The following is a 21,619-nucleotide window of genomic DNA, read 5'->3' on the forward strand; positions in this document are numbered from 1 at the left end:
CGCGCGCGGCCGGGCCCAAGCCGGTTACCCCTTCGAGTCCTTGCCCGAACGCGAAAGCGGGCCCCCGGCAACGCCGGAGGCCCGCTTCTCGCCGTCAGGGAAGGCGTTCAGTCCTTCGCCTCGGCCAGCAGCTTCTGGATGCGGGACACGCCCTCGACCAGGTCCTCGTCGCCCAGCGCGTAGGACAGCCGCAGGTAACCCGGGGTGCCGAAGGCCTCGCCCGGGACCACCGCGACCTCCACCTCGTCCAGGATCAGCGCGGCCAGCTCCACCGAGTCCTGCGGGCGCTTGCCCCGGATCTCCTTGCCCAGCAGGCCCTTGACCGAGGGGTACGCGTAGAACGCGCCCTCCGGCTCGGGGCACAGCACGCCGTCGATCTCGTTGAGCATCCGCACGATGGTGCGCCGGCGCCGGTCGAAGGCCGTCCGCATCTCGGCGACCGCGTCCAGGTCACCGGAGACGGCGGCGAGCGCCGCGGCCTGCGCGACGTTGCTCACGTTGGACGTGGCGTGCGACTGGAGGTTCGTCGCGGCCTTCACGACGTCCTTCGGGCCGATCAGCCAGCCCACCCGCCAGCCGGTCATCGCGTACGTCTTCGCCACGCCGTTCACCACGATGCAGCGGTCGCGCAGCTCGGGCACGATCGCCGGCAGCGAGGTGAACTTCGCGTCGCCGTACACGAGGTGCTCGTAGATCTCGTCGGTCAGCACCCACAGCCCGTGCTCGGCGGCCCAGCGGCCGATCCGCTCCGCGTCGGCCTCGGAGTACACCGCGCCGGTCGGGTTGGACGGCGAGACGAACAGCACGACCTTGGTGCGCTCGGTGCGTGCCGCCTCCAGCTGCTCCAGCGTCACGCGGTAGCCGGTGGACTCGTCGGCGACCACGTCGACCGGGACGCCGCCCGCGAGCCGGATTGACTCCGGGTACGTCGTCCAGTACGGCGCGGGCACGATGACCTCGTCGCCCGGGTCGAGGATCGCCGCGAACGCCTCGTAGATGGCCTGCTTGCCGCCGTTGGTCACGAGGACCTGCGAGGCGTCGACCTCGTAGCCCGAGTCGCGCAGCGTCTTGGCGGCGATCGCGGCCTTCAGCTCGGGCAGACCGCCGGCCGGGGTGTAGCGGTGGTTCTTCGGGTCGCGGCACGCCTCGACGGCCGTGTCCACGATGTACTCGGGGGTGGGGAAGTCGGGTTCACCCGCGCCGAAACCGATCACCGGCCGGCCGGCGGCCTTGAGGGCCTTGGCCTTGGCGTCGACGGCGAGGGTCGCGGACTCGGAGATCGCACCGATGCGGGCGGAGACCCTGCGCTCGGAGGAAGGGGTAGCAGCGCTCATGTCCCCCATCGTTTCAGACAGGCAACAAGCCGGGCACACAGGTTTGCGAGCTGAGACGCGCATAAGGGGCGGGTGACGGGGAGAGCGGGGCCGGGACGATCACCGCCACGGCACCGGCCGCCAACAGGGCTCGCGGAGCATCGCGTTCGACCTCAGGGCCCTGAGCACGTATGCTCTGTGCTCGTTGGCCTTCGGCGGACCTCTTCGGCACAGGCACTTAGTGCATGCGGGCGGATGCGGTACGTTGGAGGAGACAAAGGGTCGTAGCTCAATTGGTAGAGCACTGGTCTCCAAAACCAGCGGTTGGGGGTTCAAGTCCCTCCGGCCCTGCTACACACAACCTTTCGCCAGGTCGTGTGCGCATGTGTACGTACAGTAATTGCACCGCCGTGCGGCTCCATCGGGCGACGCACGGCACCGATCCGGAATTCAGGTGAGGACACGTGACGGACGCCGTGGGCTCCATCGATACGCCTGATGCCCAGGACGAGGTGCCTGAGTCGCGGAAGAACCGCAAGGGCGGCAAGCGCGGGAAGAAGGGCCCCCTGGGCCGTCTCGCGCTCTTCTACCGGCAGATCGTCGCCGAGCTCCGCAAGGTCGTCTGGCCGACGCGTGGACAGCTCTCGACGTATACGAGCGTCGTCATCGTCTTCGTGGTCATCATGATCGGTCTGGTGACCGTGATCGACTATGGATTCTCCCAGGCCATCAAGTACGTTTTTGGCTGAGCCGAAAAGTGCACAATGCGGAGGGCGCCGGAGTCGGCGCCCCTTTCGCGTGTTCCACCCCTATGTATCCAGGAAGAAGCAGCGACGTGTCTGACCCGAACCTGAACGGCGCCGACCAGCCCGCGAGCGAGGACCTGGAGTCCCGCGAGGACGGACTCGACATCGTCGGGGCTGCGGACGCCGAGGCGCCGGACCAGGCCGAGGCTGCGGACGCCGCCGCCGCTGAGCCCGCCGAGGAGGCCGCCGTGGTCGAGGCCGCCACCGAGGAGGCCGCCGCCGACGACGTGCTCGCCGAGGGCGACGAGGAAGCCGCGATGGTCGGCGAGGGCGCCCCCGTCGAGGACGGGACCGAGGCCGAGGGCGAGACCACCGGTGAGGTCGCCGAGGACGCCGCGGCGGAGGAAGCCGACGCCGAGGAGCCCACGGCTGAGGACGCTCAGGACGAGGAACCCGCCGAGGCCGTCGACCCCGTCGCCGCCCTGCGCGAGGAACTGCGCACCCTGCCCGGCGAGTGGTACGTCATCCACACCTACGCCGGTTACGAGAACCGCGTGAAGACCAACCTGGAGCAGCGCGCCGTCTCGCTCAACGTCGAGGACTTCATCTTCCAGGCCGAGGTGCCGCAGGAAGAGGTCGCCCAGATCAAGAACGGCGAGCGCAAGACCATCCGTCAGAACAAGCTCCCCGGCTACGTGCTGGTGCGCATGGACCTGACGAACGAGTCCTGGGGCGTCGTCCGCAACACCCCCGGTGTCACCGGCTTCGTGGGCAACGCCTACGACCCGTACCCGCTGACCCTGGACGAGATCGTCAAGATGCTCGCCCCCGAGGCCGAGGAGAAGGCCGCCCGCGAGGCCGCCGAGGCCGAGGGCAAGCCGGCCCCGCAGCGCAAGGTCGAGGTCCAGGTGCTGGACTTCGAGGTGGGCGACTCGGTCACCGTCACCGACGGCCCCTTCGCGACCCTCCAGGCCACGATCAACGAGATCAACGCCGACTCGAAGAAGGTCAAGGGCCTCGTCGAGATCTTCGGCCGCGAGACCCCGGTCGAGCTGAGCTTCGACCAGATCCAGAAGAACTGACCCGCGTATCCGGCAGAACCGGCCCGGCGGACACCAGCCGCCGGTCGGTCACGCGACAGCCTCCCCCAGGACTCCGCTCCTCGGCGGGAGGCTGTTTCGCTCTCCGCCCGCAGGACTGCCGGAACCCCGCCCACGAGGACGGCCGAAGTGGACCAGGGGCGGCCCACGGTGACAGGATGGGTGACTGATCCACCTGTTCACGGCCGTGCGAGCGCTGACCGACCAGCGACCGGCCGTCCCCAGCACCGGAAGAACCGGCCCGGGCGCCGGTTCCCGGACTTACGCCTCCGACCGGGGCGGAGGGGCTTTTCCAGCCGGAAAGGCCCCTCTGACCTGTCGGTTTTGGCCGTACGTCGATACCCGTTATCGTTGTGCGGTATGCCTCCATCCGGATGAACCGGACGGAGGCGGAACACTCTCACTAGGACCCGGAGAGAGCAATGCCTCCCAAGAAGAAGAAGGTCACGGGGCTTATCAAGCTCCAGATCCAGGCCGGCGCCGCGAACCCGGCTCCGCCGGTCGGCCCCGCGCTGGGCCAGCACGGCGTCAACATCATGGAGTTCTGCAAGGCCTACAACGCCGCGACCGAGTCGCAGCGTGGCTGGGTCGTGCCGGTGGAGATCACGGTCTACGAGGACCGCTCCTTCACCTTCATCACGAAGACCCCGCCGGCCGCGAAGATGATCCTCAAGGCCGCGGGCGTGGAGAAGGGCTCCGGCGAGCCGCACAAGACCAAGGTCGCCAAGATCACCCAGGCGCAGGTCCGCGAGATCGCCCAGACCAAGCTGGAAGACCTCAACGCGAACGACCTGGACGCCGCGTCCAAGATCATCGCCGGTACCGCCCGTTCCATGGGCGTCACCGTCGAGGGCTGATCCTCCCCGTACGACCTTTAGTGGCAGGGCCCGCGCCGGCCCGGACCACGACTCCGAAACGACAACAGGAGCAGAAGTGAAGCGCAGCAAGTCTCTCCGCGCTGCCGACGCCAAGATCGACCAGGAGCGCCTGTACGCGCCCCTGGAGGCGGTCCGGCTCGCCAAGGAGACCTCCACGAGCAAGTTCGACGGCACCGTCGAGGTCGCCTTCCGCCTGGGCGTCGACCCGCGCAAGGCCGACCAGATGGTCCGTGGCACCGTGAACCTCCCGCACGGCACCGGCAAGACCGCCCGGGTCCTGGTCTTCGCGACCGGTGACCGTGCCGAGGCCGCGCGTGCCGCGGGCGCCGACATCGTCGGCGCCGACGAGCTCATCGACGAGGTGTCGAAGGGCCGTCTGGACTTCGACGCCGTCGTCGCCACCCCGGACCTCATGGGCAAGGTCGGCCGCCTCGGCCGCGTCCTCGGCCCGCGTGGTCTCATGCCGAACCCCAAGACCGGCACCGTCACCCCGGACGTCACCAAGGCCGTGACGGACATCAAGGGCGGCAAGATCGAGTTCCGCGTCGACAAGCACGCGAACCTCCACTTCATCATCGGCAAGACGTCGTTCGACGACACCAAGCTGGTGGAGAACTACGGCGCCGCCCTTGAGGAGATCCTCCGCCTCAAGCCGTCCGCCGCGAAGGGCCGCTACATCAAGAAGGCCGCCCTGAGCACCACGATGGGCCCCGGCATCCCGCTGGACCAGAACCGCACCCGCAACCTCCTCGTCGAGGAGGACCCGGCCTCCGTCTGAGCCCCCGTGCTCACCGGTGGCCGCGTCGCGCACGCGTAGCCTCAACGGACGGGCCCCATACCTGACTTCAGGTACGGGGCCCGTCCGTTTTGCCGTACTGCCCCGGGCGCGGGCCGCCTAGGGTGCCAGGTGGCGTGCGGGTACGGCGACGGGGAGGCGGCCATGAGGCGACGTACGGCGGCGGCGGTGTGCGCGCTCGGGCTGCTGCTCGCGGGCTGCGGCGGCCCGGCGAAGGACGAGGCCCCGAAGGACGAGGGCGCCGCGGCCGCCCTGCGCGCGGCCCGTACGGCGACCGCGCTGGCCGGTTCCGCGGCCGTCGACTCGGTGACCGAGGCGGACGGGGTGCGCTCCCTCGCGCAGGGCTCGCTCGACTGGTCGCGGCCCGGGGCGCCGCGCGGCCGGCTGAAGGTCCGGGCGCCCGGGGTGGGCGGCCCCGCCGAGTTCCGGGTGCGGCCCGAGGCGTACTGGGTGCGGCTCGCGAAACCCGTGGGCGGCCGGCACTGGATGCGCTATCCGCAGCAGACGGCCCAGACCCTCGCCCCGTACGCCTCGGTGGACCTGCTGTTGTCCGCCGCCGACGCGCACCTCGCGGGCCGGGCCCGCATCAGAGGGGTCGTGGCCACGCACTACGCGGGCGTCGTGCACGCCTCCGAGTCGGCGAGGGTCCGCGACGCCGGGGTCGGGCGGCAGTCCGTGGACCTGTGGGTGGACGCGCGGGGCCGGCTCGTCAAACGCGTCGAGTCGGGGCGCGGGGACGGGGGCCTGATCCGCACCACGACGTACTGGGCGGACTTCGGCGTCACGGTGCCGGCGGTGCCGGAGCCCCCGGCCGCGGACCGGATTTCCGCGGCGGAGCTGTCGCACTGATCCGGTAGCGTGCGAACGGCAGGTGAACACACACGTCAAACCGGTGGGGTGGGGATCTTGGGGATCACGGTGGGAACGGTGCGGGGGCGCGCGGGGCGGATCGCGGGGGCGGTCCTGGCGACGGCGCTGCTCGGGGGCGCGGCCGTCGGCTGCTCGGGGAGCGAGGACAAGGCGGACGCCGAGCCGACCGCCGCCGCCTCGAAGAAGGCGGCCGGGGTGAGCCCGGCCGCCGCGATCAAGGACGCGGCGGCCAGGAGCCAGGAGCTGACCTCCTTCACCTACCGCATGGAGGGCACGACGCCCGGCGCGGGCAAGATGTCGGCGAAGGCGGCGATGAGCACGAAGCCGCTCGCCGCGCGGATGACGATGGAGATGGCCTCCGCGCAGGAGGAGGGCACCGAGATCCGGCTGGTCGACGGGAACATGTACGTCGACGGCGGGGCCGCGACGGCCAAGGAGACCGGCGGCAAGCGCTGGATCTCCCTGCCGGTCGGCGACCTGGACAAGGCGGCGGCCGCCGAGCCCTCCGCGACCTGGGCCAACAAGAACCCGGCGCAGGACTCGACCTTCCTGACCGCCTCCGACGACCTGAAGAAGGTCGGCCCGCAGACCGTCGACGGGGTGGAGACGACGCACTACCGGGGGACCGTCTCCCTCGACGAGCTGAGCGCGCAGGCCAGGAAGGACCCGGCCACCGCGAAGCAGCGCGAGGCGGCGGTCAAGCAGTACCGGGACCTCGGTGTCGAGACGATGACGATGGACGTCTACCTCGACGCCCAGGGCCGCACCAAGCGGTTCCGCACGACCTCGAAGACGGACAAGGGCCCGCTCGACCAGGTCGTGACCTTCGGCGACTACAACAAGCCGGTGAACGTCACCAAGCCCCCGGCCAAGGACCTGACCTCGCTGGAGGACATGCTGGGCGAGCTGGGCGACCTCAGTCCGGACGAGCAGGCGAAGCTCGCCGAGGAGCTGGGCAAGAGCTGAGCCGGCGCCCTTCCGGGACGGGCCCGCGCTCCTGTGCGGACGGGTCCCGCGCCCTTCCCCGTACGGGCCCGTCCGAGCGATTTGCTCCGGCGGGCCCGTCTCGCGTACGCTCCCAGTGAAGCCAAAGACCGCTGGTCGTCGCTGTGTCTCGCAAGAGGCGCGGTGGCCGAAGGATTCGCTGAACGCGAGCGACCCGCGCAGGTGTTCGTGGAACGAGTTCCCGGGAGTGATTCCGGTCGAGCCCTCGCCCCGTGCGCCTGCGCCGGGGCGATTTGTTTTCCTCTTCTTCCTTCCAAGCTCCTTGAACCAGGTGCCTGATCCGTGCGGTCCACCGGCTCGATCGCGGCTGATCGTGAGGTCAGTCGAAGCTCATCACCCCGGAAGGAGGCCGAGGCTCATGGCGACGTCCGACAAGGTCGATGCCGTCGAGGAGATCACGGAGAAGCTCCGTAACTCCAACGCGGCTGTAGTGACCGCTTACACCGGACTGTCCGTGGCGCAGCTCAAGCAGCTTCGCCGTTCTCTCGGCGAGAACGCTCAGTACCGTGTGGTGAAGAACACGCTGACCAAGATCGCGGCCAAGGAGGCCGGGTTCTCGGAGCTGGACGAGCACCTGAAGGGCTCGACGGCAGTCGCCTTCGTCACCGGGGACCCGGTCGAGGCGGCGAAGGGTCTTCGTGACTTCGCCAAGGAAAACCCCGCCCTGGTCATCAAGGGCGGTGTACTCGACGGCAAGGCGCTCTCCGCCGACGAGATCAAGAAGCTTGCGGACCTTGAGTCCCGCGAGGTTCTGCTGGCCAAGCTGGCGGGCGCCATGAAGGGCAAGCAGTCGCAGGCTGCCGCGCTCTTCCAGGCGCTTCCCTCGAAGTTCGTCCGCACCGCGGAGGCGCTTCGTGCCAAGAAGGCCGAGCAGGGCGGTGCCGAGTAATTCGGCTCGCAACTGACCCGAGCCGATCCCGGCGGAGGTCACCGCGGGCCGTACGTACGCCCGCCGACATGTACATCCGGCACCTGCCGAATTAGTGGAAGGACCGCCATCATGGCGAAGCTCAGCCAGGAAGACCTGCTCGCTCAGTTCGAGGAGCTCACCCTCATCGAGCTCTCCGAGTTCGTGAAGGCGTTCGAGGAGAAGTTCGACGTCACCGCCGCCGCGCCGGCCGCCGTCGTCGCCCAGGGTGGCGGCGCCGCCCCGGCCGAGGCCGCTGAGGAGCAGGACGAGTTCGACGTCGTCCTCACCGGCGCCGGCGACAAGAAGATCCAGGTCATCAAGGTCGTGCGTGAGCTGACCTCGCTGGGTCTGAAGGAGGCCAAGGACCTCGTGGACGGCGCCCCCAAGCCCGTCCTGGAGAAGGTCGACAAGGCCGCCGCCGAGAAGGCCGCCGAGTCCCTCAAGGGCGCCGGCGCCTCCGTCGAGGTCAAGTGACCCCCTCCGTACCCCTGGTACGGAACTGACGACGCGCAGCGTGTGAGCGCGTCGTGGCGATGCCCCGGCCCTGCGGCCGGGGCATCGCCCGTTCCGGCGTTTCACCCGCACGTGTAACGCCGCGGGCCCTCAGGGCGATCACCCAACCGGGTGGTCGCCCTTCGGCGTTGCCGTGGCGGGAGCTGCGGGTCGTCCACCCCTGCGGGTAGGGTGATCTTCGTTGTGCCCCCGTACGTCGTGTCGGGCTGCCAGGCGGTCGGCGGCCGCGCGACCGGCCGGGAGGCGGGGGCCTTGACGAACGGCACGCAGCGCGCAATTCTCAGGACGCGTCGTCACAACGATCCGGGTTCCGAGGCATGGATCGACGGCCAAGAGGGCAGTAATGAGGTGCGTCGCGAGACGCACGACGTGCCGCAGGAGTTGAGATCAGCGAGGGACTTCAGCAGTCGGGGCGAAACCCGCACTGGACATCAGTGGGCCAAGTGGCTACACTGACCCTTTGCGCTGCCTGTTAGCTGCCTCCTGCCCGTCACCAGGGGCATGCCCGTGCCGAGCACCGATCGAAATTACCGCCCTGAACAGGGCTTTCACTCGGTGCGTCCGACATGGGACCGGTACGCGCGTAGTGAGTCCGAGCCCTCGGAAGGACCCCCTCTTGGCCGCCTCGCGCACTGCCTCGACCGCGAATACGAACAACGGTGCCAGCACCGCCCCGCTGCGCATCTCCTTTGCGAAGATCAAGGAGCCTCTTGAGGTTCCCAATCTTCTTGCTCTTCAGACCGAGAGTTTCGACTGGCTGCTCGGTAACGACGCTTGGAAGTCCCGTGTCGAGGCGGCTCTGGACAATGGCCAGGACGTCCCCACGAAGTCCGGTCTGGAAGAGATCTTCGAGGAGATCTCGCCGATCGAGGACTTCTCCGGGTCGATGTCGCTGACCTTCCGCGACCACCGTTTCGAGCCGCCGAAGAACTCCATCGACGAGTGCAAGGAGCGCGACTTCACGTTCGCCGCCCCGCTCTTCGTCACCGCCGAGTTCACGAACAACGAGACCGGCGAGATCAAGTCCCAGACGGTCTTCATGGGCGATTTCCCGCTCATGACCAACAAGGGCACCTTCGTCATCAACGGCACCGAGCGTGTCGTCGTGTCCCAGCTCGTCCGCTCGCCGGGTGTCTACTTCGATTCCTCGATCGACAAGACCTCCGACAAGGACATCTTCTCCGCCAAGATCATCCCCTCCCGGGGTGCCTGGCTGGAGATGGAGATCGACAAGCGCGACATGGTCGGTGTCCGCATCGACCGCAAGCGCAAGCAGTCGGTCACCGTGCTGCTCAAGGCCCTCGGCTGGACGACCGAGCAGATCCTTGAGGAGTTCGGCCAGTACGAGTCGATGCGCGCCACCCTGGAGAAGGACCACACCCAGGGCCAGGACGACGCGCTGCTCGACATCTACCGCAAGCTCCGCCCGGGCGAGCCGCCCACCCGCGAGGCGGCCCAGACGCTGCTGGAGAACCTCTACTTCAACCCGAAGCGCTACGACCTCGCGAAGGTCGGCCGCTACAAGGTCAACAAGAAGCTGGGTTCCGAGGCGCCGCTGGACGCCGGGGTGCTGACGACCGAGGACATCATCGCCTCGATCAAGTACCTCGTGCAGCTGCACGCCGGCGAGACCGAGACGACCGTCGCGAACGGTCAGTCGATCGTCGTCGAGACCGACGACATCGACCACTTCGGCAACCGTCGTCTGCGCAACGTCGGCGAGCTCATCCAGAACCAGGTCCGCACGGGCCTGGCGCGGATGGAGCGCGTCGTGCGTGAGCGCATGACGACGCAGGACGTCGAGGCGATCACGCCGCAGACCCTGATCAACATCCGGCCGGTCGTCGCCTCCATCAAGGAGTTCTTCGGCACCAGCCAGCTGTCCCAGTTCATGGACCAGAACAACCCGCTCTCCGGGCTGACGCACAAGCGTCGTCTGTCCGCGCTGGGCCCGGGTGGTCTCTCCCGTGAGCGGGCCGGCTTCGAGGTCCGTGACGTGCACCCGTCCCACTACGGACGCATGTGCCCGATCGAGACCCCGGAAGGCCCGAACATCGGCCTGATCGGTTCGCTCGCCTCCTACGGCCGGGTCAACGCCTTCGGCTTCGTCGAGACGCCCTACCGCCGGGTCACCGACGGCATCGTCACCGACGAGGTCGACTACCTGACCGCCGACGAGGAGGACCGCTTCGTCATCGCCCAGGCGAACGCGCCGCTCACCGAGGACCTCCACTTCGAGGAGGCCCGCGTCCTGGTGCGCCGCCGTGGCGGAGAGGTCGACTACGTCCCCGGGGACGACGTCGACTACATGGACGTCTCGCCGCGCCAGATGGTGTCCGTCGCGACCGCGATGATCCCCTTCCTGGAGCACGACGACGCCAACCGTGCCCTCATGGGCGCGAACATGATGCGCCAGGCCGTGCCGCTCATCCAGTCCGAGGCGCCGCTCGTCGGCACCGGCATGGAGTACCGCTGCGCGACCGACGCCGGTGACGTCCTCAAGGCCGAGAAGGACGGTGTGGTCCAGGAGGTCTCCGCGGACTACATCACCACGGCCAACGACGACGGCACGTACACCACGTACCGCCTCTCGAAGTTCTCCCGCTCCAACCAGGGCACCTCGGTGAACCAGAAGGTCGTCGTGGACGAGGGGGCCCGGATCATCGAGGGCCAGGTCCTCGCCGACGGTCCGGCCACCGAAGAGGGTGAGATGGCGCTGGGTAAGAACCTGCTCGTCGCCTTCATGCCCTGGGAGGGCCACAACTACGAGGACGCGATCATCCTGTCGCAGCGCCTCGTGCAGGACGACGTCCTCTCCTCGATCCACATCGAGGAGCACGAGGTCGACGCCCGTGACACGAAGCTCGGCCCCGAGGAGATCACCCGGGACATCCCGAACGTCTCCGAGGAGGTCCTCGCCGACCTCGACGAGCGCGGCATCATCCGCATCGGCGCCGAGGTCATCGCGGGCGACATCCTGGTCGGCAAGGTCACGCCCAAGGGCGAGACCGAGCTGACCCCGGAGGAGCGCCTGCTGCGCGCGATCTTCGGCGAGAAGGCCCGTGAGGTCCGCGACACCTCGCTCAAGGTCCCGCACGGCGAGATCGGCAAGGTCATCGGCGTCCGCGTCTTCGACCGCGAGGAGGGCGACGAGCTTCCCCCGGGCGTGAACCAGCTGGTCCGCGTCTACGTCGCCCAGAAGCGCAAGATCACCGACGGTGACAAGCTCGCCGGCCGTCACGGCAACAAGGGCGTCATCTCGAAGATCCTGCCGATCGAGGACATGCCGTTCCTGGAGGACGGCACCCCGATCGACATCATCCTCAACCCGCTCGGTGTCCCGTCCCGAATGAACCCGGGACAGGTCATGGAGGTCCACCTCGGCTGGCTCGCCAGCCAGGGCTGGGACGTCTCCCAGGTCCCCGAGGACTGGGCGCAGCGGCTGCGCGCGATCAGCGCCGACCGGGTCGACCCCCGCAGCAACGTCGCGACCCCGGTCTTCGACGGTGCCCGCGAGGACGAGCTGGCCGGTCTGCTGGAGCACACCATCCCCAACCGGGACGGTGAGCGCATGGTGCAGCCCACCGGCAAGGCGCGGATGTTCGACGGCCGCTCCGGCGAGCCGTTCCCGGAGCCGATCTCGGTCGGCTACATGTACATCCTCAAGCTCCACCACCTGGTCGACGACAAGCTGCACGCCCGCTCGACCGGTCCGTACTCGATGATCACCCAGCAGCCGCTGGGTGGTAAGGCGCAGTTCGGTGGACAGCGTTTCGGCGAGATGGAGGTGTGGGCGCTGGAGGCTTACGGCGCCGCCTACGCCCTCCAGGAGCTGCTGACGATCAAGTCCGACGACGTGACCGGCCGCGTGAAGGTCTACGAGGCCATCGTCAAGGGCGAGAACATCCCCGAGCCCGGCATCCCCGAGTCCTTCAAGGTGCTCATCAAGGAGATGCAGTCGCTCTGCCTGAACGTGGAGGTGCTGTCCTCGGACGGCATGTCCATCGAGATGCGCGACACGGACGAGGACGTCTTCCGTGCCGCGGAAGAGCTCGGTATCGACCTGTCCCGGCGCGAGCCGAGCAGCGTCGAAGAGGTCTGACGGGCCCTCCCGTCGCCCCGCCCACCGCCTCAGGCGGTGGGCCGGCGACGGGAGACAACCCGGCCCCCCATGGGGCGCAGGACCCGTACAGACCACTTTTGACACAACCCTGAGAGGGATTGACGCATAGTGCTCGACGTCAACTTCTTCGATGAGCTGCGGATCGGCCTCGCCACCGCGGACGACATTCGGACCTGGTCGCACGGCGAGGTCAAGAAGCCGGAGACCATCAACTACCGCACCCTCAAGCCGGAAAAGGACGGGCTCTTCTGCGAGAAGATCTTCGGCCCCACCCGGGACTGGGAGTGCTACTGCGGCAAGTACAAGCGTGTCCGCTTCAAGGGCATCATCTGCGAGCGCTGTGGCGTCGAGGTCACCCGCGCCAAGGTGCGCCGTGAGCGGATGGGCCACATCGAGCTGGCCGCTCCCGTGACCCACATCTGGTACTTCAAGGGCGTTCCGTCGCGGCTGGGCTACCTGCTCGACCTCGCCCCGAAGGACCTGGAGAAGGTCATCTACTTCGCCGCGTACATGATCACGTACGTGGACGAGGACCGCCGTACCCGCGACCTGCCCTCCCTGGAGGCCCAGGTTCAGGTCGAGCGTCAGCAGGTCGAGAACCGTCGCGACTCCGACCTGGAGAACCGCGCCAAGAAGCTTGAGACCGACCTGGCCGAGCTGGAGGCCGAGGGCGCCAAGGCCGACGTGCGCCGCAAGGTGCGCGAGGGTGCCGAGCGCGAGATGAAGCAGCTGCGCGACCGTGCGCAGCGCGAGATCGACCGCCTCGACGAGGTGTGGAGCCGGTTCAAGAACCTCAAGGTCCAGGACCTGGAGGGCGACGAGCTGCTCTACCGCGAGCTGCGCGACCGCTTCGGCACCTACTTCGACGGTTCGATGGGCGCCGCCGCGCTGCAGAAGCGGCTGGAGACCTTCGACCTCGACGAGGAGGCCGAGCGCCTCCGCGAGATCATCCGGACCGGCAAGGGCCAGAAGAAGACCCGTGCGCTCAAGCGCCTCAAGGTCGTCTCCGCCTTCCTCCAGACGGTCAACAGCCCCAAGGGCATGGTCCTGGACTGCGTCCCGGTCATCCCGCCGGACCTGCGTCCGATGGTGCAGCTGGACGGTGGCCGCTTCGCGACCTCCGACCTCAACGACCTGTACCGCCGCGTGATCAACCGCAACAACCGCCTGAAGCGGCTTCTCGACCTCGGCGCGCCCGAGATCATCGTGAACAACGAGAAGCGCATGCTCCAGGAGGCCGTGGACGCGCTCTTCGACAACGGCCGTCGCGGCCGCCCGGTCACGGGCCCCGGCAACCGTCCGCTGAAGTCGCTGTCCGACATGCTCAAGGGCAAGCAGGGCCGCTTCCGTCAGAACCTGCTCGGCAAGCGCGTCGACTACTCGGCCCGTTCCGTGATCGTCGTCGGCCCGCAGCTCAAGCTGCACCAGTGCGGTCTGCCGAAGGCGATGGCGCTGGAGCTGTTCAAGCCCTTCGTGATGAAGCGCCTGGTGGACCTGAACCACGCGCAGAACATCAAGTCGGCCAAGCGCATGGTCGAGCGTGGCCGCACCGTCGTGTACGACGTCCTCGAAGAGGTCATCGCCGAGCACCCGGTGCTGCTGAACCGTGCGCCCACCCTGCACCGCCTCGGCATCCAGGCCTTCGAGCCGCAGCTGGTCGAGGGCAAGGCCATCCAGATCCACCCGCTCGTGTGCACCGCGTTCAACGCGGACTTCGACGGTGACCAGATGGCCGTGCACCTGCCGCTGTCCGCGGAGGCGCAGGCCGAGGCCCGCATCCTGATGCTGTCCTCGAACAACATCCTGAAGCCGGCCGACGGCCGTCCGGTCACCATGCCGACCCAGGACATGGTGCTGGGCCTCTTCTTCCTCACCACGGACGAGGAGGAGCGCAAGGTCATCGGCGAGGGCCGGTCCTTCGGCTCGACCGCCGAGGCGACCATGGCCTTCGACGCCGGGGAGCTCTCCCTCCAGGCGAAGGTGGACATCCGGTTCCCGGTCGGCACCATGCCGCCCCGTGGCTGGACCCCGCCGAGCGAGGAGGAGAACGAGGAGTACGGCACGGCCGCGTACCAGCCGGGCGACTCCTTCCGGCTGCGGACGACCCTGGGCCGCGCGCTCTTCAACGAGCTGCTGCCCGAGGACTACCCGTTCGTCGACTACTCGGTGGGCAAGAAGCAGCTCTCCGAGATCGTCAACGACCTCGCCGAGCGCTACCCCAAGGTCATCGTGGCGGCGACGCTCGACAACCTGAAGGCGTCCGGCTTCCACTGGGCGACCCGTTCCGGTGTCACCGTGGCCATCTCCGACGTCGTGGTCCCCGAGGCCAAGAAGGCGATCGTCCAGGGCTACGAGGCGCAGGACGAGAAGGTCCAGAAGCAGTACGAGCGCGGTCTGATCACCAAGGACGAGCGCACGCAGGAGCTCATCCGGATCTGGACCATGGCCACCAACGAGGTGGCCGAGGCGATGAACGAGAACTTCCCGAAGACCAACCCGATCGCCATGATGGTGAACTCGGGCGCCCGAGGGAACATGATGCAGCTGCGTCAGATCGCCGGTATGCGTGGTCTGGTGTCGAACGCCAAGAACGAGACGATCCCGCGTCCCATCAAGGCGTCCTTCCGCGAGGGCCTGTCCGTGCTGGAGTACTTCATCTCCACGCACGGTGCCCGTAAGGGTCTGGCCGACACCGCTCTGCGTACCGCCGACTCCGGCTACCTCACGCGTCGTCTGGTCGACGTCTCGCAGGACGTCATCATCCGCGAGGAGGACTGCGGCACCGACCGCGGTCTGCGCCTGGCCATCGCCGAGCGCGGTGCGGACGGTGTGCTGCGCAAGACGGAGAACGTCGAGACCAGCGTGTACGCGCGCTGCCTCGCCGAGGACATCGTCGTCGGGGACGTCGTACTGGCCCCGGCCGGTACCGACCTCGGTGACGTGCTCATCGACGAGCTGGTCCGCCACGGCATCGAGGAGGTCAAGACCCGTTCGGTCCTGACCTGCGAGTCCGCCGTCGGTACCTGCGCGATGTGCTACGGCCGTTCGCTGGCCACCGGCAAGCTGGTCGACATCGGTGAGGCGGTCGGCATCATCGCCGCCCAGTCCATCGGTGAGCCCGGCACGCAGCTGACGATGCGTACCTTCCACACCGGTGGTGTGGCCGGTGACGACATCACCCAGGGTCTGCCCCGTGTCGTCGAGCTCTTCGAGGCTCGTACGCCCAAGGGTGTCGCCCCGATCTCGGAGGCGGCCGGCCGCGTCCGTATCGAGGAGACCGAGAAGACCAAGAAGATCGTCGTCACCCCGGACGACGGCAGCGAGGAGACGGCGTACCCGATCTCCAAGCGTGCCCGGGTCCAGGTCAGCGAGAACGAGCACGTCGAGGTGGGCCAGAAGCTCACCGTGGGTGCCACCAACCCGCACGACGTGCTGCGTATCCTCGGCCAGCGCGCGGTCCAGGTGCACCTGGTCGGCGAGGTCCAGAAGGTCTACAACTCGCAGGGTGTGTCGATCCACGACAAGCACATCGAGATCATCATCCGGCAGATGCTGCGCCGTGTGACGATCATCGAGTCGGGCGACGCGGAGCTGCTGCCCGGCGAGCTGGTCGAGCGCTCGAAGTTCGAGCAGGAGAACCGTCGTGTGGTCACCGAGAGCGGTCACCCCGCTTCCGGCCGTCCGCAGCTGATGGGTATCACCAAGGCCTCGCTGGCCACCGAGTCGTGGCTGTCGGCGGCGTCCTTCCAGGAGACGACCAGGGTCCTGACCGACGCGGCGATCAACGCCAAGTCGGACTCCCTGATCGGCCTCAAGGAGAACGTCATCATCGGTAAGCTCATCCCGGCCGGTACGGGTCTGTCCCGCTACCGCAACATCCGGGTCGAGCCGACCGAGGAGGCCAAGGCCGCGATGTACTCGGCCGTCGGCTACGACGACATCGACTACTCGCCGTTCGGCTCGGGCTCCGGCCAGGCCGTCCCGCTGGAGGACTACGACTACGGTCCGTACAACCAGTAAGGCGATCCGGGCCGTTCGCGGCCTGTAGCGCGGTGAAGGGCGGCCATCCTGCTTCGGCGGGGTGGCCGCCCTTTCGCGTGCGCCCGGCCCGGGGCAGGGACGTCGGCCGGTGTTGGTGAAACGGCTGACGGGGGCTGTGCGGCCGGTCTAACATCCCGCCATGATTCACAAACGCTTCACGATATCCGCCGGTTCTCTCCTCATCGGGCTCGTGCTGACGGCCTGCGGCGCCGGTGGCTCCTCCTCGGCGGGCGAGGCGCACCGGACGGTGGCCGTGTCCTCCTCGCCCGCCGAACGGTCCGCGCCCGCGTCCGGGTCGCCGACGCCGAGCCCCTCCGCACCGGCCGCCTCGCCGACGCCGAGCCCCTCGCGCACGACCACGCCCGCCCCGGCCCGTACCGCCCCGGTCGTCACGCCCACGCCGACCCGTACGCACACGGTGGCCCCGGCGCCCACCCGTACGCACGCGGCGGCGGCCGTCCCCACCCGCACCCGGGTCCCGGTCACCAGGCCGGCCCCGGTCGTGAAGTCCCCGGCGGCCAAGCCGAGCGTGGCCCGGCCGGCCACCGAGTTGTGCGACATCCGCTCCAACGCGGGCAACTGCTACCGCGCGGGCCAGTTCTGCCGGGGCGCGGACACCGGCCGCTCCACCACGGACGCCTCGGGCCGCAGGATCACCTGCGGCCAGTCCGCCAACGCGCTGCGCTGGCACTACTGACCCGCGGGCGAACATCGTGAACCTCTCGGCCTCCCTCAGGCGTGTACCGGTCGAAGGACGTACGCCGCTCGGGAGGAGAGACGTTGATGAGGGCGAAGACGACGAGGTGCAGGCGCCGGCTGGTCTCGGCCGCGGTGGCGACGGCGGGGGCGGGCGCGGCCCTCGCGCTGACGGTGGGGCCCGCCTCCGCCACCGACTACGTGAACATCTGGCAGTACAACGAGAGTTCGGCCGGCCGGTGCAGGGGAGCGGCCGAGACCAGCAACGAGTGGTGGGGGTATCCGCAGGACGGCAGCGGCCCGTACTGGTTCTACTGCGGGGGTGGTTCGGGCAGGGAGCTGTGGGTCAGGCAGCCCGTCGGCGGCTACTGGGGCTGACGGGCGGCGGCTCGCGGGAGACGGGGGGTCAGCTCTCCTTGGGGCGGCTGCTCAGTGACCAGCCGCCCCGGGTCTGGATCTGGAGCAGGGCGGTCCTGGTGGTGCGCGGCAGCCACAGCTGGGCGGGGCCGCTGCCCTCCGCCACGACCCCGGCCGGACGCAGGCTCTCCGTGAGGTGCCGTACCTGGTAGGGCCCCTGCCCGGTGTGCCGGAACAACAGCCGTGGCACGGGCCGTACGTGCAGGAGGTCGCCGCCGTGGCCGTGCAGGGCCGGGGTCTCCTCGTCGAGCGTGCGGATCACGGAGGCGCCGAGCACGGCCGCCCGCCAGGCGCCCTCGGTGTGGATCTCCAGTTGCAGGGTGGCGTCCTCGCGGGCCTGCAACGGCAGCCGGGCGCAGACCGGCCCGCCCGCCTCGTACAGCCGTATCCAGCTGCCCCGGGGGCCGCGTGTGCGCAGCCGGACCAGGCCGAGCGCCGGGCCGGTGAAGGCCAGCACGGCGGGCCGGCCCGGCTCCGGGCGCACCAGGCGCAGGGTGGCGTGCCCCGTGCCGTGGTTCCACTCGGCGTTGGGCACCCGCAGCCGGGCGAGCGCCGTCCAGCCCTCCTGGAGCGTCACGGTGGCGTCCTCGTACCCTTCGTCGAGCGCCTTGTCGTAGGCGTCGAGGGCGAGTTGGTAGTCGGCGAGGTCGTCCTCGGTGGAGTCGGGCCCCGGCCGGTAGTCGAGCGCCTGCACCTCCCGGGCGTAGTCCAGCACCTCCGGCTGCACGGTCCGGGCCGGCCGCTTGCGGGCGAGCGCGGGGTTGCCCCGGCCGTAGTGGTGCGCGGCGAGCGCGGGCGGGACGACGAGTCCGCCGAGGAAGACGAGGGCGAACAGCTTCCCGTCGGGGAACAGCGTCATCGACAGGACGAGCAGCAGGAACAGCACGGTGCCGCTGGCCACGCCGTGCCCGACCGCGCGGGGCCAGGTCAACGGGCGCCGGTCCGTACCCGGTTCGGGCTCCCCCGGGGCGGACGGTCGGCTGGACGCGACGTCCGGGAACCTGTCCCTCGGGGACCTGTCCTCCGGAAACGGGGACGGGGAGGCGTCGTGCGGCATGGAGTTCCCCCTCGATGCTCGGCCTGTCCCCATGGTGCGCTTTCCCTGGCGGGGGCGACAGGGGGCGCGGGGCGTACGTACCGGCATGTCCGGCAACACGTCATTTAGCGGCACGTGTTGAGTCGCCGCGCGTGGACTTTCCGTGGAGGCCCGGCCCGGGACGGCGAAATCTGGCGCAACCCGTGAGCGCCCGGATAGCGTCTTCGGTTGACAGGTACTCCCCACGTCTCTGGAGCCCCGTAGTGAATCGCCAGCGCCTCCTGCCCGCCGCCGCCCTCCTGGCCGCCGCCTCGGTGATGTTGACGGGGTGTGGGGGAGGGGGCGGCGGGGACGGGGACGGGGAATCGGACTCGGGGAAGAAGGTGGCGGGGGCCGATGTGGGCTCGCCCAAGGCCAGCAAGAGCCCTTCGCCTTCGGCGAGTACGTCGGACCCGAAGGCGCCGGACCTGAGCCTGCCGAAGGACGTCAAGGTCGTTGCGGACTGGCGGGAGCCCGCTGACAAGGAGCAGGCGCAAGTGCTCCGGGCCGCTGCGAACTTCATGGTCGGGCTGAATCGGGCCATCGCCCAGCAGGACGCGAAGGACCCGGCCTACCTGTACTACTCGTATCCGCAGGGGCAGACGCGCCAGTCGTCTCAGAAGAACGTGCAGGAGCACGTGGACAAGAAGTACTCGGTCACCGGCACGGAGCGGATGTCGAGACCGAGCGTCAAGATCGTGCACTCGGGCAGCACTGCCGTCGTCTCCTTCTGCGTGGATGACACGAACTTCTATACGAAGGATCTCAAGACCGGGAAGCCGATGCTGACCAAGCCCAGCGCGGACGACCACACCAAGTTCGAGTTCGGCATGGTCGGCTCGGGTGAAGCGGGTGGCGTGTGGCGGGCCAAGGAAGTCCGTGCGGACGTGGGGGCGCAGGAATGCCAGTGAACGGAGTGAGGCGTCCCTTCCTGCCGCTGACAGCGCTGCTGCTGGGGAGCGGTCTCCTGCTGTGTGCGCCCGGTGTCGCCTCGGCCGGACAGGGCGGCCCGGGGTGGGGCAACAACCTTGATGCGGACCAGCACGGAAACTCCCACAACCGCGAGATCAGCTCCACCGTCCACATCACCTACACCCAGCGCGGCGGGGCTTCCGGTGGTTCCGGGGGCCGGGCCACTGTCGCCGACTGGGATCCGCCCGGCTGCTGGTACGCCCCCGAGTACACCCCGGAGGAGTTCGAGAAGTCGCGGCAGCGGTTGTACTACACGGCTGTGCACGATCCCGGTGCGGACGACATCGTGCGCGACATCTCCGGAGAGAACCAGGGCTACGCGAAGGACGAGTACCACAAGAAGGACAAGGGCAAGGGGATGTACTGGTCCGTCCAGTACCGGGACGACGCCACGCTGGAACAGATGATGGAGTGCGACCGTCCGCCCTTCTGGGCGGAGAACGGTACGGCTCCGGACGTGCCGAACGCCGTCTCGCCCGAGATCCTCGCCGGCCTCGCCTACGAGCGTATGAAGGTGCCCAGTCTGAAGGCGAAGCTCGCCCCGGCCGCTGCGAGCAAGGTCAACCTGCCGACGTGGGTGTGGCTGGACCGGGCGGATGTGGAGCCGGTGTCGGTCACGGCCTCGTTGGATGTGGGTGGTTTCCATATGCAGGCGACGACGGTGGCGACGCCGACCGGGATGAAGGTGGAGCCGGGTACGCAGGACGCTCGTGTCATACCGGGCGACGGGACCTGCCCGGTGGTCGGCGGCACGATCGGTGAGCCCTTCGCGCCGGGGAAGGCGGACCGGACGCCGCCCTGCGGGGTGACGTACACGCGGTCCTCGGGGAAGGGCACGTACCGGATGTCGGCCGCCGTGAACTGGGAGACGCACTGGACCGGGACGGGCGGCGCCGGAGGGGATCTGCCGGACGGGACGTACGGGCAGCAGCAGGACGTTCAGGTGGAGGAGATCCAGGCCGTGAACCGGTGAGGCCCGCCGGGCCGGGCGTCCCCCGGCCACCGCTCACGTACGCACCGTGACCGTCCCGGGAGTCGGCGCCCGCCTCTCGTGCCACACTCGTACGGTCCCGTCGTACGCATGTGCATTTGTTTTGACCCAGGTCCATACGGTAGGTACGCTCTGACCTTGTGCCTGGGGTGTGCCCGGGTCCTCGTGCGTGCCTATCCACCGCATGTGGGACTCGACACCGGCCACCGTGATCCGCATCCTCTCCGCCTTGTGCGGAAGTCCGCAGGGTTCGACACACCCGACCGCGTGGGTCGGAGGTGTTCCAGGTTAGCTTTACCTATTCGGCACACAGAAACCGGAGAAGTAGTGCCTACGATCCAGCAGCTGGTCCGGAAGGGCCGGCAGGACAAGGTCGAGAAGAACAAGACGCCCGCGCTCGATGGTTCGCCTCAGCGCCGTGGCGTCTGCACGCGTGTGTTCACGACCACCCCGAAGAAGCCGAACTCGGCCCTCCGTAAGGTCGCGCGTGTGCGTCTGACCTCCGGCATCGAGGTCACGGCCTACATCCCGGGTGAGGGACACAACCTGCAGGAGCACTCCATCGTGCTCGTGCGCGGCGGCCGTGTGAAGGACCTGCCGGGTGTTCGTTACAAGATCATCCGCGGTTCCCTCGACACCCAGGGTGTCAAGAACCGCAAGCAGGCCCGCAGCCGCTACGGCGCCAAGAAGGAGAAGTAAGAATGCCTCGTAAGGGCCCCGCCCCGAAGCGCCCGGTCATCATCGACCCGGTCTACGGTTCTCCTCTGGTGACCTCCCTCATCAACAAGGTGCTGCTGAACGGCAAGCGCTCCACCGCCGAGCGCATCGTGTACGGCGCCATGGAGGGCCTGCGCGAGAAGACCGGCAACGACCCGGTCATCACGCTCAAGCGCGCGCTGGAGAACATCAAGCCGACCCTGGAGGTCAAGTCCCGCCGAGTCGGCGGTGCGACCTACCAGGTCCCGATCGAGGTCAAGCCCGGCCGCGCCAGCACTCTCGCGCTGCGCTGGCTCGTCGGCTACTCGCGCGCCCGTCGCGAGAAGACCATGACCGAGCGGCTGACCAACGAGCTTCTCGACGCTTCGAACGGCCTCGGTGCCGCGGTGAAGAAGCGCGAGGACACGCACAAGATGGCCGAGTCCAACAAGGCCTTCGCGCACTACCGCTGGTAGT

General features: G+C 68.8%; 18 protein-coding genes and 1 tRNA gene. 17 read left to right on the plus strand and 2 right to left on the minus strand.

Going from position 1 to position 21,619, the window contains the following annotated elements; translation table 11 throughout:
• Nucleotides 1-107: 107 nt before the first annotated feature.
• Nucleotides 108-1,334: a pyridoxal phosphate-dependent aminotransferase gene (locus tag AB0J21_RS18095; protein WP_363146969.1), complete on the minus strand. Its 1,227-nt coding sequence runs from the start codon at nt 1,332-1,334 to the stop codon at nt 108-110.
• A 257-nt stretch (nt 1,335-1,591) separates the two neighbouring features.
• On the opposite strand from AB0J21_RS18095, the gene AB0J21_RS18100 reads away from it, so the two are divergent.
• The 13 genes from AB0J21_RS18100 (at nt 1,592) to AB0J21_RS18160 (ending at nt 17,369) form a co-directional block, all read left to right on the plus strand.
• Nucleotides 1,592-1,664: transfer RNA gene (locus AB0J21_RS18100), tRNA-Trp, on the plus strand.
• Between the two features lie 113 nt (nt 1,665-1,777).
• A complete protein-coding gene (gene secE / locus AB0J21_RS18105; protein WP_363146970.1) occupies nt 1,778-2,062 on the plus strand; it encodes a preprotein translocase subunit SecE in 285 nt (94 codons plus the stop codon).
• Nucleotides 2,063-2,148: 86 nt separating this feature from the next.
• Nucleotides 2,149-3,141 (plus strand): transcription termination/antitermination protein NusG, encoded by a 993-nt coding sequence (nusG, locus tag AB0J21_RS18110; protein WP_363146971.1) that lies wholly within the window; start codon nt 2,149-2,151, stop codon nt 3,139-3,141.
• 440 nt (nt 3,142-3,581) lie between these two features.
• On the plus strand, nt 3,582-4,016 hold the full coding sequence (rplK, locus tag AB0J21_RS18115; protein ID WP_363146972.1) for a 50S ribosomal protein L11: 435 nt from the start codon (nt 3,582-3,584) through the stop codon (nt 4,014-4,016).
• A gap of 76 nt (nt 4,017-4,092) precedes the next feature.
• Nucleotides 4,093-4,815, plus strand: coding sequence for a 50S ribosomal protein L1 (gene rplA / locus AB0J21_RS18120; RefSeq protein WP_363146973.1), 723 nt, complete (start codon nt 4,093-4,095; stop codon nt 4,813-4,815).
• Nucleotides 4,816-4,977: 162 nt separating this feature from the next.
• Nucleotides 4,978-5,682: a hypothetical protein gene (locus AB0J21_RS18125; RefSeq protein ID WP_363146974.1), complete on the plus strand. Its 705-nt coding sequence runs from the start codon at nt 4,978-4,980 to the stop codon at nt 5,680-5,682.
• A 57-nt stretch (nt 5,683-5,739) separates the two neighbouring features.
• Entirely contained in the window at nt 5,740-6,669 is a 930-nt protein-coding gene (locus tag AB0J21_RS18130) for an LppX_LprAFG lipoprotein (protein ID WP_363146975.1), read from the plus strand.
• Nucleotides 6,670-7,066: 397 nt separating this feature from the next.
• Nucleotides 7,067-7,597, plus strand: coding sequence for a 50S ribosomal protein L10 (gene rplJ / locus AB0J21_RS18135; protein ID WP_363146976.1), 531 nt, complete (start codon nt 7,067-7,069; stop codon nt 7,595-7,597).
• A gap of 111 nt (nt 7,598-7,708) precedes the next feature.
• Nucleotides 7,709-8,092: a 50S ribosomal protein L7/L12 gene (gene rplL, locus AB0J21_RS18140; protein ID WP_363146977.1), complete on the plus strand. Its 384-nt coding sequence runs from the start codon at nt 7,709-7,711 to the stop codon at nt 8,090-8,092.
• Between the two features lie 655 nt (nt 8,093-8,747).
• Nucleotides 8,748-12,233, plus strand: a complete 3,486-nt coding sequence (gene rpoB / locus AB0J21_RS18145; RefSeq protein WP_363146978.1) for a DNA-directed RNA polymerase subunit beta — start codon at nt 8,748-8,750, stop codon at nt 12,231-12,233.
• Between the two features lie 129 nt (nt 12,234-12,362).
• The gene (locus AB0J21_RS18150; protein WP_363146979.1) at nt 12,363-16,274 is read left to right on the plus strand and encodes a DNA-directed RNA polymerase subunit beta'; all 3,912 of its coding nucleotides are present in this window, start codon (nt 12,363-12,365) and stop codon (nt 16,272-16,274) included.
• 160 nt (nt 16,275-16,434) lie between these two features.
• Entirely contained in the window at nt 16,435-16,992 is a 558-nt protein-coding gene (locus AB0J21_RS18155) for a hypothetical protein (RefSeq protein WP_363146980.1), read from the plus strand.
• 86 nt (nt 16,993-17,078) lie between these two features.
• Nucleotides 17,079-17,369, plus strand: coding sequence for a hypothetical protein (locus AB0J21_RS18160; RefSeq protein ID WP_363146981.1), 291 nt, complete (start codon nt 17,079-17,081; stop codon nt 17,367-17,369).
• Between the two features lie 28 nt (nt 17,370-17,397).
• On the opposite strand, the gene AB0J21_RS18165 is transcribed toward AB0J21_RS18160, so the two are convergent.
• Complete coding sequence (locus AB0J21_RS18165; RefSeq protein ID WP_363146982.1) at nt 17,398-18,339, minus strand: cell wall protein; 942 nt, start codon at nt 18,337-18,339, stop codon at nt 17,398-17,400.
• 368 nt (nt 18,340-18,707) lie between these two features.
• Here AB0J21_RS18165 and AB0J21_RS18170 point away from each other — a divergent pair, with 368 nt between their 5' ends.
• From AB0J21_RS18170 to rpsG, 4 genes are all read left to right on the plus strand, one after another.
• Nucleotides 18,708-19,394, plus strand: a complete 687-nt coding sequence (locus AB0J21_RS18170) for a hypothetical protein (RefSeq protein ID WP_363146983.1) — start codon at nt 18,708-18,710, stop codon at nt 19,392-19,394.
• Nucleotides 19,385-20,428, plus strand: coding sequence for a hypothetical protein (locus tag AB0J21_RS18175; protein ID WP_363146984.1), 1,044 nt, complete (start codon nt 19,385-19,387; stop codon nt 20,426-20,428). The genes AB0J21_RS18170 and AB0J21_RS18175 overlap by 10 nt, the downstream gene beginning before the upstream one ends.
• Nucleotides 20,429-20,773: 345 nt before the next feature.
• Nucleotides 20,774-21,145: a 30S ribosomal protein S12 gene (gene rpsL / locus AB0J21_RS18180; RefSeq protein WP_007823146.1), complete on the plus strand. Its 372-nt coding sequence runs from the start codon at nt 20,774-20,776 to the stop codon at nt 21,143-21,145.
• A gap of 2 nt (nt 21,146-21,147) precedes the next feature.
• Nucleotides 21,148-21,618, plus strand: coding sequence for a 30S ribosomal protein S7 (rpsG, locus tag AB0J21_RS18185; protein WP_077968976.1), 471 nt, complete (start codon nt 21,148-21,150; stop codon nt 21,616-21,618).
• Nucleotide 21,619 lies beyond the last annotated feature (1 nt).

The organism is Streptomyces sp. NPDC049954 (genome assembly GCF_040656295.1).
Classification (GTDB): domain Bacteria; phylum Actinomycetota; class Actinomycetes; order Streptomycetales; family Streptomycetaceae; genus Streptomyces.